Origin of the sequence: Haloarcula onubensis (assembly GCF_031624605.1) — an archaeon.
Lineage (GTDB): Archaea > Halobacteriota > Halobacteria > Halobacteriales > Haloarculaceae > Haloarcula > Haloarcula onubensis.
The window spans coordinates 30,943-45,767 of the sequence record NZ_JAMQOS010000003.1 but is presented as its reverse complement, the minus strand read 5'-3'; the positions used below and the strand labels follow the sequence as shown (position 1 = coordinate 45,767).

Below are 14,825 nucleotides of genomic sequence, written 5' to 3'. Positions count from 1 at the left end.
TCGTCGGAACCCGCGGACCGCCACCGTCGCCCCTTCGCTTCTAAACCTCCCGATACCCTGCCGACTCGTCCCGCCGCCCGCTGTCAGTTTCACTTTCACTACGCTGTTAACGGGGGTTTATATCCCGTCGGGCGCAAGCCACGTCCATGTCCGCAAGCGAGGACCTCGAAGACCTGCCGGGTGTGGGGCCAGCAACAGCAGAGAAGCTCAAAGAGAACGGGTTCGACTCCTACCAGGGAATCGCCGTCGCCTCCCCGGGCGAGCTTTCGAACACCGCCGACATCGGCGAGTCGTCCGCGGCCGACATCATCAACGCCGCCCGCGACGCCGCCGACATCGGCGGGTTCGAGACGGGCGCCACGGTACTGGAGCGCCGGGAACAGATCGGCAAGCTCTCCTGGGGCGTCGACGAGGTCGACGAACTCCTGGGCGGCGGCGTCGAGACCCAGTCTATCACCGAGGTGTACGGCGAGTTCGGCGCCGGGAAGTCCCAGGTGACCCACCAGCTGGCCGTCAACGTCCAGCTGCCCGCCGAACACGGCGGCCTCGAAGGGAGCGCCATCTTCATCGACTCCGAGGACACCTTCCGCCCCGAGCGTATCGAGCAGATGGTCAAGGGCCACCCCGACGAGGTGCTGGAAGACACGATGGAACTGCACGGCATCGTCGCTGAGGACGAGCCAGCCGACGCGACCGACGAGGCGCTGGTCGACGCGCTGGTCGAGTCCGTGCTCGATAAGATCCACGTCGCGAAGGCGTTCAACTCCAACCACCAGATTCTGCTCGCCGAGAAGGCCCAGGAGATAGCCAGCGAGAGCCAGGACGAGGAGTTCCCGGTTCGCCTGCTCGCGGTGGACTCCCTGACCGCGCACTTCCGCGCCGAGTACGTCGGCCGGGGCGAACTCGCCGAGCGCCAGCAGAAGCTCAACAAGCACCTCCACGACCTGATGCGCGTTGGCGACCTCAACAACACCGCCGTCCTCGTGACGAACCAAGTCGCCTCTAACCCCGACTCCTTCTTCGGCGACCCGACCCAGCCCATCGGCGGGAACATCCTCGGCCACACCTCCACGTTCCGCATCTACCTCCGCAAGTCCAAGGGGAACAAGCGCATCGTCAAGCTCGTCGACGCGCCGAACCTCCCCGACGGCGAGGGCGTCATGCGCGTCGAGGAAGGCGGCCTGATGAACGAGTAACGCGCCCGGACGTGGCGCTCGCGGTCGGTTTCCCTTTTGAGTGGCGGTCCGATGCCGAGCGACCGCACAGTGCCGTCGACGGCCCCGCCTGTGTCGTGTCCCCACGACCCGAACCCCCTCGTTTCACGTGGAACCCGGCGCCCTCGGGCGTCTTTCGGGCGTCTGACGCACCGGAGTGAAAGTGTTTCACACGGGGACGAACCGCAAGACGGCGATACATCTCCTGTCGAAACGAGGGGGTTGCGGGCAAAAATCACACGACGGCGATTGGATACGGCGACGAACGGCGGGGCCACGTCCTCGACTGGAGGTGCGGCCCGGACTCGCGGTTAATCGCCCGCGGATTGCATCCCGGTCTCGTCCAGGTCGTCACCGCCGACCGACGAGCGCAGCGCGTCCATCCCGTCGTCGCGCTCGATACCGAAGTCGTCGTGGTACAGCGACTGGACGCGGTCGTACTCCGTGTCCGAGAGCGCTGGCGTGTCGGGCGCGCCGGCCCACTCCTCGATGTCGTCGGTCGTGCGGAACGTCGGGGTGACCGACGCCACCTCGTCGTGGGCGAGCAGCCACTGGATGGCGGCCTGGCCCATGGTTCGCTCGCCGTCGCGTTCCAGGAAGCGGAGGGTCTCCAGCTTCTCGAAGCCGGTCTCGTACCACTCGGTCGGCCGGTGGGCGCGGTGGTCGTCGGCCTCGAACTCCGTCTCGGGCGTGACCTGCTCGTTCAGCAGGCCCGAGGAGTGGGGGACGCGGGCGACGACGGAGGTGTCGGCGTCGCGCTCGCGGATGGTGTCGATGAAGTGCTGGCCCGGTGTCTGCTCGAAGAGGTTGAAGACAGTCTGGACCACGTCGAACTCGTTCTCGACGGCGGCGTCGCCGTCGGCCAGCCAGCCGATGGAGGGACCGAGCGCCCAGCCGATGGCCTCCACTTTGCCCTCCTCCCGGAGCTCGTCCAGCGTCTCCAGCACGTCGGGGGTGACCTCGTCGACGTTGGCGTTGTGGAGCATCAACAGCTCGACGTGGTCCATCCCCAACCTGTCGAGCGAGCGGTCCAGTGCCGTGCGAACCCACTCGGGCGTGACCTTCTTCGGCAGTTCGCCGTGGCCCGCCTGCGGGTTGTTGTAGAAGTCGTAGCCGACCTTCGTGGAGACGGTCACTTCCTCGCGCACTTCGGCCAGGGCCTCGCCGACGAGTTCCTCGCTGTCGCCGTGGCCGTAGACGTCGCCGGTGTCGAAGAAGGTGACGTCGCGGTCGACCGCGTGCTGGACCATGTCGATTGCCTGCTCGCGCGTGCGGTCGCCCCACCAGTCCGTCCCGACGACCCAGGCACCGAAGCCGACTTCGGAGACCTCGATTCCCGTGTTCCCGAGCGTATCGTACTTCATGGGGGCGTGTTAGGGCGGTCCACACTTATCGGTCGTGGTTCGCCCGTCGAAAACGGCCGGTCCGACTGCCGTTACTCCCCGCCACGCGTGGCAATCCGGAGGTCCGGCACCGCGATACTGTCCAGAATCTCGACGCGGCCGTACTCCCGGCGGACCCACCAGTAGAGCGCGCCGGCGCCAAGCGCTAGCAGCGGGAGGGCGATGAGTCCACCCTCGGGGCCGAAGGCGCCACCGGTTATCAGTTCGGGTCCCGTGGACTCGGTTCCGACGAGGGCGATGCCCGTGTCGAGCCCGCTGACGGGGAAGTCCCACAGCGAGAGGGTGTAGTTCCAGGCGACGTGGAAGCCACAGGCGACGCCGAGGCGGTCGGTGAGCACGTAGCAGGCCCCGAGTAAGAAGCCATACAGCGTGATGTTCGTCACCGACAGCAGCGTGGCGCTGGGGTTGGTCCAGTGGAGGACGCCAAAGAGCGCGCCGGTCAGGACGGTGGCGGCGACGGTCGAGACCGTCTTGCCGACGGCGCCGGCCGCGCCCTCCGCGAGGTTCGTCAGGAGGTAGCCACGGACGAGAATCTCTTCGACGGTGGCCTGCACGACGAAGAACGGGATCAGGAGCGCGAGACCGACGACGGCGCCCGTCGAGCCGAGGCCGAAGGTCCCGCCCGTGGTCGCGGGGAGGACGGCGGTGACGGCGGTCCAGCCGACGGCGAGTTCCACCGCCAGCACGACCGTCGGGAGCCCGAGCCCGAGCGCGACGCCGAAGCCGGCGTCACGCCACCACTGGGCGTCCAGTCCCAGCCCGAAGTCGGCCATCGTCCGCCGGTCCAGCAGATAGCCAAAGCCGAGCCCGGCCACGCCCATCGCGAGAAAGCCCCAGCCGAGTTCGGCCAGTGCGTACACCGCCGCCGCCAGCCCCGTCTCGCCGGTCGGCGCGGGGACGACGGTGAAAAGCAGTGTGAGCACGACCGACCCGAAGCCGGCGAGGAGAATCCAGAGACCGATCCGCCACGGCGCCCGGAGCCGCTTCTCGGCGGGGTTGACGAGGTAGCCGCGCACCTCCATGATGAAGTCCGACCTGGCCATGACGGTGGGGAGGGTCGGCGGCGGTTTATATCACCTGCTCGGGGCCGACAGCTGACCCGCCGCCGGGGGTGGTGACATCCACGTCACCGGCTGATGGGGACGTAACGGAAACCACTATCCCCCTTCGGGGCCAGGTTCATGACATGACGAAGCGCCACGTGTCGCTGCCGCCGCTCGCCGAGGAGGGACTCCGGGCCTTTATCGACGAGGTCGACGAGCGACTCTCGGGCGAGGAGGACACCTGTGACGTGGTCACCGACGTGCTCATCGACCTCCACGGCGACCGGGACGCCTACGAGCGCTGGCAGGACGGCGAGGACGTCTCGCCCGCCGAACGCGTCCGACTCCAGGGGTACGACCCCTGCAACACCACCCTGGAGAGCGAGTACTACGCCGAGAAAGACGAGGAGCGGTTCAAACGCTCGAAACACCTCCAGTGGCTCTGGCGGCAGTTCGACGCGACGCCGATGGCCGACAACGTCGAGTTCGCGCTGCGATTCCGGCGGATGCTCGCCGACCACCTCTTCGAGTCGTGTGGCGAGGGCTGCCGGTTCTTCAAGAACATCTCCTTTACCTACGGTCACAACATCGAAATCGGCGACAACGTCGTCGTCCACGACGACGTCCACTTAGACGACCGCGGGAAGCTCACCATCGGGGACCGCGTCTCTATCTCCGACGATACCCACATCTACAGCCACGACCACGACGTGGTCGACCAGACACACGTCGACAACTACCACACCATCGTCGAGGACGACGTGCGCCTGACCTACGACTCGATGGTCCGCGCCGGGGTCCGGGTCGGCGAGAACGCCATCCTCGCGGCGAAATCCATCGCCGGGGCGGACATCCCCGCTCACCACATCGCGGCCGGGACGCCCGCCAAGTCCATCGCTGTCAAGGACGGCTGGGAGTCCGTCGCCGAGCCACTGGCGGATGCGAACACCGACCGCCGCGCCGAGCGCCAGCTCGACGTCGCCGTCCCCGACGACATCACCGTCTTCGACGAGTTCCAGCGCGACCTCTCGCCGCCGGACCGCTGAGCGCCGGCTCGCCGCCCATCCGAATATCACTCCTGAGAACGGCGGGGGAACACCAAAGTAGTATTCTCGCCCAGCAGTGCGTATGCAACCCTGGGTGTGGCTCGCGGCGTACGTCCTCGGGTTCGGGCTGTTACAGGTACTGCTCTACCGGCATTTCAGCGGACAGACGGCGTCGACGGAGCCGGCCAGGGGGAGCGCGGCGCGGCCCGACGGCGGCCGACGCGTCGTCACCGAGTCGGGAGACACCGTCGCCTGCCGGCACTGTGGCGCCGTCAACGAGTCCCAGCGCATGATTCGCTACTGTGGCGCCTGTGCGGAGAGTCTCCGGTAGCCCTTTACTCGACAGCGGCGACGCTCGACTATGCGGGCTATCGCCATCAACGTCGGCGCGAACACCAACGAGCCCGGCTTTCGCGGGCCGCTCTTTCCCGACGGTTCCTTCGAGTACGTCCCGATTCCCGAGGCCAAACCCACCGCCGAGCCGGTGCCGACCTACGCCGACCTCGACCTGCAGACGGACGTCAGCGGCGTCGCCGACCGCCCCGTGCACTTCGACCCCGAGTTCCCCGAGGTCGGCGGGCAGCGCTACACCTACGGCGACGAACACGGCGTCAAGGCCGGGCCGCTCTCCGAACTCGCTGCCGGCGACTACCTGTTTTTCTACGCGACCCTCTCGACGACCGGGGACCCGAGCTGGGCGCCGCCGCGGTGGGGCGCCCACGTTATCGGCCACTTCAGGCTGGCCCGCGACCCCGTCACCGGCGACGAGTATCGCGCGCTGTCGGCCGACGAACGGGCCGTTTTCGGCTCGAACGCCCACGTCAAGCGGGCCGACTTCGACGCCCGCGTCCTGCTGCTGGGCGCCCCCGACGAGTCGCGGCTGTACGACACCGTGGTCCCGCTGTCGGCGCCCACCGGCGGCACCGACGCCAACTGGCTCGTGACGGAGCGGTCCTCGGACTCGGGGAAGGGGCCGTGGTGGCGCCGGCCGATGCGCTTCGACGCCGACGGGACGGAGACGCTCCTCGCCCTCGTGGACGACGACCCGGGCGCCGCCGTCCGGTGACTCAGTCGTGGTATTCGGGCCGGGAGTGTTATCACCCGTGAAAACGTGACACCAACACATATGTCCAGACACGTGGATGCTGGGACTATGCGAATCTCTACGGGGGTCAACGGATTCGACGAACTCGTCCAGGGCGGGTTGCTCCCCGACCGGCTGTACGTCGTCAGCGGTCCGCCGGGCAGCGGGAAGACCACCTTCTGCTCGCAGTTCATGACACAGGGCGCCAAGGAGGGCGAGACCTGTCTCTACGTGACGATGCACGAGACCAAGACGGAACTGATGCAGGACATGGCGGGCTACGACTTTGGCTTCGACCGGGCGATGCAGTCCGACGCCGTCCAGTTTCTCAACCTCGTCACCGAGAGCGGCAAACGGACCATCACCCAGTTCGGGACCGAGGGTGGCCTGACAAACCGGCTGGTCTCCTACATCGAACAGAACGATATCCAGCGGGTAGTCATCGACTCGACGATGCTGCTCCAGCACTTCATGAACGACGTCGACAGCGAGATAACGGGCTTTCTCTCGGCGCTGAAACAGACCGACACGACGACGCTCCTGATCTCGGAGATGACCGACCCCTCCTCCTACAGCGACGAACACTACCTCGCTCACGGCGTCATCTTCTTCCACAACTTCCTGGAGGGCGGGAGTATGACGCGGGGCGTCCAGGTCATCAAGATGCGCGGCACCGCCATCGACTGTGACATCCGGAAGATATCCTTCAGCGACCACGGCCTGCAGGTCCACGCCGACGAGAAAATCGACTCATGAGCCGCTACGAGCGGGAGTTCGACACCGGGTGGGACGCCATGGACAAGGACGAGGCGACGACGCGGGCCTACGCCATCGGCGTCGCCGAACGGCTCGGCGAGTCCAACCGTGAGGAACTGGAGGCAATCTACGGCGAGATGGATTCGGCGTACCACCGCAGCATGGTCGAACTCGCCTACGAGGAGGGCCGCAACGAGGCCAAGGCCGCCACGGACCCCGACAGCGACGACGCCGACGCCGTCTGGGCCGAACTGGTCGAGGGCGAGGTGCGGACGGTCGACCCGGGCGACGTCCCCGACGGCCGCGACAGCCTCCCCGACGCGCTCGACTCCGGTGAACTGCTCGACCGCCAGGACGTCGACAGCACCGAGGCGGTCGACCGGCCGGACTTTCTCGATAGATAGCGCCCGCCGTCGGCAACAGTATTATATACTCGACAAGATAAGCCGGCCCATATGAGCCGAATCAAACTGTCGCTGCCCGACCAGGTCGACTCCGACATCCAGCGCCTCGTCGACCAGGGGGAGTTCCTCAACCGCGACCAGGCCGTCGAAGACCTGCTGAAACGCGGTATCTCGGCGTACAACGTCACCACCGAAGAGACGGAGTCGCCGGTCGACGACGACATGTTCGGTCAGACCGCGGCCGAGCAGCAGGACCCCGCCCAGATGGACGACGACTACGGCTTCTAGGCGTCGCTGGTCGGTCGTCGCGCACGAAAAAGGTGTAGCTGGGGCCGCGGGTCGCTAGAACGAGACTTCTTCGGGGCCGTCCTCGCCCATGCAGACCGGGTCCCGGTCCGAGTAGCCCTTCCGGCCGATGGCCTTGCCCGAGACGCAGGCGTAGGCCGTCAACCGGGCGTCTTCGGCCGTCTGGAACGTCTCCGGCGCCGAGCGAGCCAGCGCGTCGCCCAGCGTCTCGGTGCCGTTTGGCAACTCCAGGGTGAGGTCGCCCTCGGCCTCGATGAGTTCCTCGGTTGTCATGGGGTACTGCTGTGCCTTGAACGCCTCCTCCGCGTCTGTCCACATCGTCATACCACAGGGGAGCGGCCCATCGGTTATAAACTTCATGGTTTATAATGATAATATTCCTTAATTGCATTAATTGGGTAGTGGTGACACGACCCGGGGAGCAACTGGCTTGGCGGTCGGCGTCGAGGGTCCGGTATGGTCGTCGCGGACCTCCACGTACACACGACGCGCTCGGACGGCTCGCTCACCCTCGAGGCCCTCCCGGCGGCGGCCGGCGACGCCGGGGTCGACGTCGTCGCGGTCACCGACCACGACCGGCTCCAGCCCGCTCTGGACGGCCCGGTGACGACGCTCGACGGCGTGACGGTGGTCCACGGCATCGAACTGCGCGTCGACGCCGGCGAGCAGCGCCTGGACCTGCTCGGCTACGGCGTCGAGCCCACCGACGCGCTCGTCGCGGAGTGTGACCGCATCCAGCGCAATCGCCGCGAGCGGGGCCGGGCCATCATCGACTGCGTCGAGGACCGCCTGGGCGTCTCGCTGCCGGTCGAACCGCGCGCGGGCCTGGGCCGGCCCCACATCGCCCGGGCCGTCGCCGACGTGACCGACTACAGCTTCCAGGGCGCGTTCGACGACCTCATCGGCGCCGACTGTCCCTGTTACGTCCCCCGGGAGGTCCCCGCCTTCGACCGGGGCCGCGAACTGCTCGCCGACGCCTGCGGGCTGGTCGGGCTGGCTCACCCCTTTCGGTACCGGGACACCGAGGCCGCGCTGGCCCGCTGTGGGGACGTAGACGCCGTCGAGCGGTGGTACCCCTACGGCCGCGCCGTCGACACCGCCCGGCTCGACGACGCCATCGAGCGGGACGACCTGGTGCCCACGGGCGGCAGCGACGCCCACGGCGACCGACTCGGCGTCGCGGGCCTCGACGGGGACGCCTGGGAGCGGGTCCGCGACGCTATCGCCCGAGACGGACCCGCGGGACGACACTCCGTCTGACGGCCGGCAGACGGAATCCGAGGGTTCAATGCCCCACGGGCCAAACCGTCGGGTATGCAGTGTCACTACTGCGACCGTGACGCGGATATCGCCGTCGACAGCGACGGGGTCAAGGTCGGCGTCTGCAAGACGCACTTCCGCGAGCAGATGGCCGAACTCGAAGACGCCGACTGGCTCGACGACCTCGAGGAAGAACTCGACATCGACCGGCGAGAGTAGCGTCCGTTCGTCCACTTCTCTCCGAGATACCGGCCCACCCGTCCGTTCTCGGCCCCTCGAACTGCCCGCCGTCGAACGGTACACCTTTGTCCGACGAGGGGGACCTTCGGCCACAGTGTCCGATGGTTCCTGGTCCCGGCGGGCGAGCCACGCCGGCGCCCTGCTGGCGGCGCTTGGCGCGATGGTCTGGCTCAGCGGCCTCCCCTTCCTCTTCCCGAGCCTCGGCCCGACGGCCTACCTCTTCGCCGCGCAGCCCTCGGCCCGGGCGTCGGCGGCCCGCCGGGTGCTCGGCGGGCACGCTATCGGCGTCCTCGCCGGCCTCGTCGCCTATCACGCCGTCGCCGGCCAGGTCGGCATCACGGCGTCGATGGGCGCGGCCACGCCCGCCGGTCTGCGACTGGCCGTCAGCGGCGTCGTCGCCGTGGCGCTCACCACGGCGGGGATGACCGTCACCGACACCGGCCACGCGCCGGCCTGTGCGACGACGCTCATCGTCGGCCTGGGCATCCTCTCGACGCCGCTCCAGGGCGCGATTATCCTCCTGGCGGTGGCGGTGCTGGTCGCGGAACAGACGCTCCTCGACCGCCTCGGTGTACTGCCGACTGTCCCGAACTGACGCGATTCGCCGGCCCAGGGGCGTCTAGAGCGTAGGGCCGCCTCGGCTAGTCGTCGCTCGCGACCTGTTCGGTCCCGCCGGCGGCGACGCGTTGCGTGCGGACGTAGTCGGTGAAGTTGTCGAACAGCTGTTTGGCCTCACAGGCCGCCCGGTAGTTCGCCTCGGTGATACCGTCGAGGACGCGCTCGATGCGCTCGTCGGGCAGGTCCTTGCCCGAGGCCACGTCCTCGGCGGTCTCGGGGTCGTACTCGGGGTGGAACTGCACCGCGAAGACGTCTCCCTTCCGGAAGCCGTGGACGCCGTAGTCGTTCCGGGCGAACTGCGTCGCGCCCGGCGGCAGTTCGGCGACGTGGTCCGAGTGGGTGGTGAAGACAGTAAAGGACTCCTCGACCCCGTCGAGTAGCGGGTTCGCCCCGTCGTGTTCGACGGTCCGGTAGCCGATTTCGTAGTCGTCCATCGGCGCGACCGTCCCGCCCAGCGCGTGCGCGAGCAACTGGTGACCGAAACAGACGCCGAGGAAGGGCAGCCCCTCGTCGACGGCGTCGCCGACCCACGCTTCCAGGTCGGCAATCCAGGGCTCGTCCCAGTAGACGGAGGCCCGCGAGCCGGTGACGAGACAGCCGTCGAACGCGAAGTCGTCGGGCAGAACCCGGTCGGTGACGTCGTACTCCACGAGGTCGGCGTCGAGTTCCCGCCGGAAGTTCCGGCGGTTGTCCTCGCCGTCGTGGGCCGCGTTCAGCAGGGCGATACGCAGACTCATTGGGTGTATCCAGCAGTTCGAGCACTAAAAGGCCACGTTTCGACGGGCATATCTGCCACCGTCGGCGACGCCGGCGGTCGCAGTTCAGTCGTCCGCGTGCTCGTCCAGGAACGCCACCAGTCGGTCCGTCACCGCGGTGGCGTGCTCGACGAACGAACAGTGGCGACCCTCGACGGCCTCGCCCGTCCCCCGGGGCAGGTCCCGCGCCAGCGCTTCGGCCGCGTCGGTCGGCACCGCGGGGTCTGAGAGGCCGTAGTAGACCTCTGTGGGGACGGTCACCTCGTACAGCGGCGGCGCTTCGAAGTCGGTCATAGCGCCAGCCTGTGCCGCGAACGCGCCGCCGGTGGCGTCCTCGCGCTCGCGCCACTCGGTGATGCGGGAGACGAGGTCGGTGGCTCGCTCCCGGAATTGCGAGGAGAACGCGCCCGACAGGGACGCCTCGGGCCCGTTGTCGAGCGCGAGTGCGTCGAGCGCATCGGCGTCGACGGCCTCGCCCGAGGCCGCCGTGTTGTACAGCGTCAGCGTCCGCGCCCGACTGTACTCGTGGGCGTACCGCAATGCGACCATCCCGCCCAGCCCCGCGCCGACGAGGTGGGCGCTACCGACGCCGTGGTCGGCCAGGACGGCCTCCAGGTCGGCGGCGAGGGTCCCGACCGAATAGGGGCCTGCCGGCGCGTCCGACTCGCCGGTCCCCCGCAGGTCCCACACCAGCGCCTCGTAGGGCCCCGCCACGGCGTCGTGGTGCCAGCCCCACAGCCACGCGCCGTAGCCCACGTCGCTGACGAAGACCACGGTGGGCCCCTCGCCCGTCGTCTCGTAGTGCAGCGTGGCCCCTCGGTTGCTCGTTGTCGGCATCTAGTCACTGTTACTGCTGGTGGCTGGGTGGGTGTTTCGATTCGAGGCTAGCCGCCTCGGTCGGTGCCAGCGACCGGTGTATCGCAACCAGCCCGAAAGCCCCGGCTGTCATCGGAAGCGAAGCTTCCGATTGCCCGCGAGAGCTTCGCTCTCGCCCTGGCTACACTCGGGGGTGGTTCGAAAGACGCGTCGCGTCTTTCGTCATCACGAAAATCGAAGCTTTTCGAACGAGCTCGCTGCGCTCCAGTGGGTGCTTGCGTCGCCCGCCACGCAGCCGCCCCTTTCAGTCTCCCTGCCGGCTGGGCAACCGGCTACGGGCGGGGGGCTTTCTGGCTGTTCGCTGCTTCTGCCATCTCCTCTCAAAACCACACGGCCCGACGTTTCTAGACGTTGGCCACCGACTGGAGAATCTCGTCGGCCTCGTCGAGCGCGTCGTCTAGCTTCTCCGAATCCGGCCCGCCGCCCTGGGCGAAGTCGGCCGGACCGCCACCGCCGCCGCCGACGCGGCCGGCGAGTTCGCCGACGACCTCCCCGGCGTCGACGTCGACGCCCTCGGGCACGGCGACGACGAACTGCGCGCCGGCGGCCCCGGAGCCAAGCACGGCTATCTGGCCCTGTTCGACGACGGCGTTGGCCTGTGCGCGCAGTTCGTCCATGTCGGCGTCGATGCGCTGGACGACGGCGGTCGTCCCGGCCACGTCGACCTCCTCGACGTCGGCGCCGCCGGACGCGCGGGCCTCGGCGAGTTGCTCTTTCAGTTCCTCTATCTCCTTGCCGCGGGCCTTCCACTCGTCGAAGAACCGCGCGGCGGTCTCGGGCACGTCCTCGGGCGCGACGTCGAGGGTGTCGGCGGCCTCGTAGAGCGCGTCCTCGGTGCGGTGGGTGGCCTCGATGGCGGCGTCGCCCGCGGCGAAGGTCAGGCGGATGACGCCGTCCTGGACCCGCTCCGTGTTCAGGAGCTTGATGATGCCGATGTCGCCGGTGCGGGCGACGTGGGTACCGCCACAGGCCTGGATGTCGTCGGCGACCTGGATGAGGCGAATCTGCTCGCCGGCGGGGATACCGCCCTGATAGAGGTCGAAGCCGTGTTTCGCCTCGGCCTCGTTGCGGTCGGGCCACTGCTGGGTGACCGGGACGTTGTCCTGGACGAGGTCGTTTGCGAGCGACTCTATCTCCTTGACCTGCTCGCGGGAGACCGAGTCGTAGTGGCGCACGTCGATGCGCGAGGAGTCGACGCCCTTCTGTGCGCCGGCCTGGCGGACGTGTTCGCCAAGCACCTGCCGGGCGGCGTGGACGACGATGTGGGTCGCCGTGTGGTGTTGCATCAGCCGCTTGCGCCGGGTGGCGTCGACCTGCCCGCGGACGAACTCGCCCTTGCCGGGGTCCGCCTCGGTGGTGTGGAGGACGACGCCGTCGTGCCGTTGCACGTCGGAGACCTCGACGGTGACGTCGTCGGTCGCCAGGTGGCCGTAGTCCGGCGGCTGGCCACCGCCCTCGGGGTAGAACATCGTCTGGTCGAGGACGACGTCGAAGCGGTCGTCGTCGCGGTCGAACACCTCCAGCACGACGGCTTCGAACTCCATGCGCTGCTGGTCCTCGTAGTAGAGCCGGTCGGTGTCGGGCAGTTCGGCCAGCCGGTCGGCGTAGGGCACGCCGTCGTCCTCGCCCTCGGCGCCCGTCTCCCCGCCGTGGCGGTCCGCGACGACGGCGTAGAAGTCGTCGGGCACGTCCACGCTCACCCCGCGCTCGTCGGCTATCTCCTCGACCATGTCCGGCTGGATGCCGTGGGAGTCGTACAGCTCGACCAGTTCCGCGGTCGGGATGGGCTCGCCTTTCTCGGCGTAGTCCTCTGCTAGCTGGCGCACCCGGCGACCGCCCCTGTCGAGGGTCTCGCGGTACTTCTCGACCTCGGTGCGGACGATGTCCCGGATGGTGTCGCGGTTCTCGTAGCCCAGCCGGTCGGCCTGCATGTCGACGAGTTCGTCCAGCGGGGCGTCCACGCCGACGCTATCCACGAGGCGCTTCGTGCGCCGCAGGACCATCCGCGCGAGATAGCCCGTGCCGACGTTCGACGGGACGATACCGTCCCCGAGCATGTAGGCGAGGGTCCGCGAGTGGTCCGCGATGGCGTAAATCTCCTCCAGCGGCGCGACGAGTTCGCGCAGTTCGTCCTCGTCCACCCCGACCTGTTCGGCGATGGTGCCCCGCTCCGTCTCGATGTCCTCGGCCTCGTCGATGTCCATCCGACCCGCCAGCTTCGCTGCGTTGTGGACGATGGCCGCCTCCTCGTCGGTGAGTTCGATGCCGGCGTTGTCCTTGAGGAACGCTATCATGTCGGGGTAGACCGCCTCGTACACCGTCGGCGTGCCCTGGGAGACCCAGGTCCACCGCTCCAGCCCGTAGCCGGTGTCGACGATGTAGGTGTCCATCTCCGAGTAGCGGTTCCCGTCTTTCATCTCGTACTCGCCGTCGGGGTCTTGCTCCAGGGACATGAACACGAGCGTCGCCAGCTCGGCGCCCTTGTAGATGACCTCGAAGGCGGGCCCGGCGTTGCCCCCGCCGACCCACGGGTCCTCGATGAGCGTGAGTTCGTCGACGTCGGCGCCCAGTTCCTCGAACAGTTCGACACAGTACTGTACCGTCTCGTCTTTCCAGTACACCTCGCCCTGGTAGGCGTACTCCTCGGGGTCCTCGATGTCTTCTTTCGCGTTGAACGCGTGGTGGGCCATCATCTCGAAGGCCATCGTGTGCCGCCCCGTCTTGCCCACGTTGTCGATGTCCTGCATCCGGATGCAGGGCTGGGAGATACAGAGGGGGTTCGCGGGCGGCGGCGTGGTCCCCGACGTGACCAGCGGCTGGAAGTCGTAGATGGACGCCTGCGTCAGGAGGACGTCGTCGCGCCAGCGGTTGGCCGCGACCGGGTACGGGTCGATGCGCGTGTGGTCACGGTCCTCGAAGAAAGAGAGGAACACCTCGCGCATCTCCCCGAGGGCGTACTCCTCGTCGAATCCGGGGTCGTCGATGAACTCGTACTCCGCACACGGGGGTTCGCCGCAGGTGTCGCGCTCGGCCCGCGACCAGAACATATCACCACACTCGTCACACTCCTGGCGGTGAAATCCCGCCGCGTCGAAGTAGTCGAGTTGGTAGGCCTCGTCGAGATCGCTCATTGGCGTACTGTTGGCCCAGCAGCGGGTAAAACAGTTCCGAAGGGGTCAGCAGGTGACCCCCGTTACAGCTGGACCGCCGACGTGCCCGATATCGTCGGCGGGACGACGATGCGCGTCTCCGTGGACGCGCCGGAGGCCGTCGTGATGCGGACTGTCGCGCTCTCGCCCTCGCCGAGTTCGTTTCCGAAGGGGGTGCCGTCGGACAGGTCACCGCCGTCGTCCGAACCGAGGTCGAGCCTGATCTTCAGTCTGTCCTCCTGGTCGTTCAGGACGGGGTCGGAGTCGTCGTTGTCCTGGATGGGGTCGACGACGAAGCGACCGTCGGGGCTCCCGTCCGCGCCGTCCTCCGCGAGCTGGTAGAACGAGCCGGTCGGTCCGACCCACTCGATGGTCGTCGTCGCGAGGTCGACGTTGCTCGCGCCCGGTCCGCGTTTCACGACGAGGTCGACGACGCCGACGCCGTCGTTGCCGAGGTGGACGCCCGTCACACTGACCACCTGGAGCCGGTTCGACGTCGCGTCGCTCGCGCCCTCACCGGTCGCCTGCGAGGAGCTCTGCAGGAACCCCGCCGTGTTGATGAGCACGCCGGCGGCGATGGCGGCGACCAGCACCATCGCGATGAACACGATGAGCGTCCCGATGCCCACCTGTCCCCGGTCGTCGGCTGCTTGGCGATTCAAGCTGTACAT

At 68.1% G+C, this 14,825-nt stretch carries 17 protein-coding genes; 10 read left to right on the top strand and 7 right to left on the bottom strand.

The window, feature by feature from the left end:
* Positions 1-146 precede the first annotated feature (146 nt).
* Positions 147-1,196, top strand: coding sequence for a DNA repair and recombination protein RadA (radA, locus tag NDI86_RS09645; RefSeq protein ID WP_310900213.1), 1,050 nt, complete (start codon positions 147-149; stop codon positions 1,194-1,196).
* Between the two features lie 329 nt (positions 1,197-1,525).
* Here radA and NDI86_RS09640 read toward each other — a convergent pair whose 3' ends face one another.
* On the bottom strand, positions 1,526-2,578 hold the full coding sequence (locus NDI86_RS09640; RefSeq protein ID WP_310900212.1) for an aldo/keto reductase: 1,053 nt from the start codon (positions 2,576-2,578) through the stop codon (positions 1,526-1,528).
* Positions 2,579-2,649: 71 nt separating this feature from the next.
* The gene (locus NDI86_RS09635) at positions 2,650-3,660 is read right to left on the bottom strand and encodes a CPBP family intramembrane glutamic endopeptidase (protein ID WP_310900211.1); all 1,011 of its coding nucleotides are present in this window, start codon (positions 3,658-3,660) and stop codon (positions 2,650-2,652) included.
* Positions 3,661-3,803: 143 nt separating this feature from the next.
* Between NDI86_RS09635 and NDI86_RS09630 the strand changes: the two genes are divergently transcribed.
* The 6 genes from NDI86_RS09630 to NDI86_RS09605 all read left to right on the top strand — a co-directional run bounded on the left by NDI86_RS09630 (position 3,804) and on the right by NDI86_RS09605 (position 7,238).
* Positions 3,804-4,706: an acyltransferase gene (locus NDI86_RS09630; RefSeq protein WP_310900210.1), complete on the top strand. Its 903-nt coding sequence runs from the start codon at positions 3,804-3,806 to the stop codon at positions 4,704-4,706.
* A gap of 82 nt (positions 4,707-4,788) precedes the next feature.
* Positions 4,789-5,037, top strand: a complete 249-nt coding sequence (locus NDI86_RS09625; RefSeq protein ID WP_310900209.1) for a DUF7577 domain-containing protein — start codon at positions 4,789-4,791, stop codon at positions 5,035-5,037.
* 30 nt (positions 5,038-5,067) lie between these two features.
* Positions 5,068-5,772 carry an Nmad3 family putative nucleotide modification protein gene (locus NDI86_RS09620; RefSeq protein WP_310900208.1) on the top strand — a complete coding sequence of 235 codons (705 nt, stop codon included), beginning with the start codon at positions 5,068-5,070 and terminating at the stop codon, positions 5,770-5,772.
* 87 nt (positions 5,773-5,859) lie between these two features.
* Positions 5,860-6,546, top strand: coding sequence for an RAD55 family ATPase (locus NDI86_RS09615; protein WP_310900207.1), 687 nt, complete (start codon positions 5,860-5,862; stop codon positions 6,544-6,546).
* On the top strand, positions 6,543-6,950 hold the full coding sequence (locus NDI86_RS09610; protein WP_310900206.1) for a DUF8057 family protein: 408 nt from the start codon (positions 6,543-6,545) through the stop codon (positions 6,948-6,950). Before NDI86_RS09615 ends, NDI86_RS09610 begins: the two co-directional genes overlap by 4 nt.
* 51 nt (positions 6,951-7,001) lie before the next feature.
* Positions 7,002-7,238: a ribbon-helix-helix domain-containing protein gene (locus tag NDI86_RS09605; protein WP_310900205.1), complete on the top strand. Its 237-nt coding sequence runs from the start codon at positions 7,002-7,004 to the stop codon at positions 7,236-7,238.
* A 54-nt stretch (positions 7,239-7,292) separates the two neighbouring features.
* On the opposite strand, the gene NDI86_RS09600 is transcribed toward NDI86_RS09605, so the two are convergent.
* Complete coding sequence (locus NDI86_RS09600; RefSeq protein ID WP_310900204.1) at positions 7,293-7,580, bottom strand: DUF5789 family protein; 288 nt, start codon at positions 7,578-7,580, stop codon at positions 7,293-7,295.
* Between the two features lie 132 nt (positions 7,581-7,712).
* Here NDI86_RS09600 and NDI86_RS09595 point away from each other — a divergent pair, with 132 nt between their 5' ends.
* From NDI86_RS09595 to NDI86_RS09585, 3 genes are all read left to right on the top strand, one after another.
* The gene (locus NDI86_RS09595) at positions 7,713-8,516 is read left to right on the top strand and encodes a PHP domain-containing protein (RefSeq protein ID WP_310900203.1); all 804 of its coding nucleotides are present in this window, start codon (positions 7,713-7,715) and stop codon (positions 8,514-8,516) included.
* A gap of 54 nt (positions 8,517-8,570) precedes the next feature.
* Positions 8,571-8,735, top strand: a complete 165-nt coding sequence (locus NDI86_RS09590; RefSeq protein ID WP_310900202.1) for a DUF6757 family protein — start codon at positions 8,571-8,573, stop codon at positions 8,733-8,735.
* Between the two features lie 115 nt (positions 8,736-8,850).
* On the top strand, positions 8,851-9,351 hold the full coding sequence (locus NDI86_RS09585) for an HPP family protein (RefSeq protein ID WP_310900201.1): 501 nt from the start codon (positions 8,851-8,853) through the stop codon (positions 9,349-9,351).
* Between the two features lie 46 nt (positions 9,352-9,397).
* Here the strand turns inward: NDI86_RS09585 and NDI86_RS09580 are convergent, their stop codons facing one another.
* The 4 genes from NDI86_RS09580 to NDI86_RS09565 all read right to left on the bottom strand — a co-directional run bounded on the left by NDI86_RS09580 (position 9,398) and on the right by NDI86_RS09565 (position 14,825).
* On the bottom strand, positions 9,398-10,111 hold the full coding sequence (locus NDI86_RS09580; protein ID WP_310900200.1) for a type 1 glutamine amidotransferase: 714 nt from the start codon (positions 10,109-10,111) through the stop codon (positions 9,398-9,400).
* Positions 10,112-10,195: 84 nt separating this feature from the next.
* On the bottom strand, positions 10,196-10,966 hold the full coding sequence (locus NDI86_RS09575) for an alpha/beta fold hydrolase (protein ID WP_310900199.1): 771 nt from the start codon (positions 10,964-10,966) through the stop codon (positions 10,196-10,198).
* A 383-nt stretch (positions 10,967-11,349) separates the two neighbouring features.
* Positions 11,350-14,136, bottom strand: a complete 2,787-nt coding sequence (gene alaS / locus NDI86_RS09570) for an alanine--tRNA ligase (protein ID WP_310900198.1) — start codon at positions 14,134-14,136, stop codon at positions 11,350-11,352.
* 62 nt (positions 14,137-14,198) lie between these two features.
* Complete coding sequence (locus NDI86_RS09565; RefSeq protein WP_310900197.1) at positions 14,199-14,825, bottom strand: archaellin/type IV pilin N-terminal domain-containing protein; 627 nt, start codon at positions 14,823-14,825, stop codon at positions 14,199-14,201.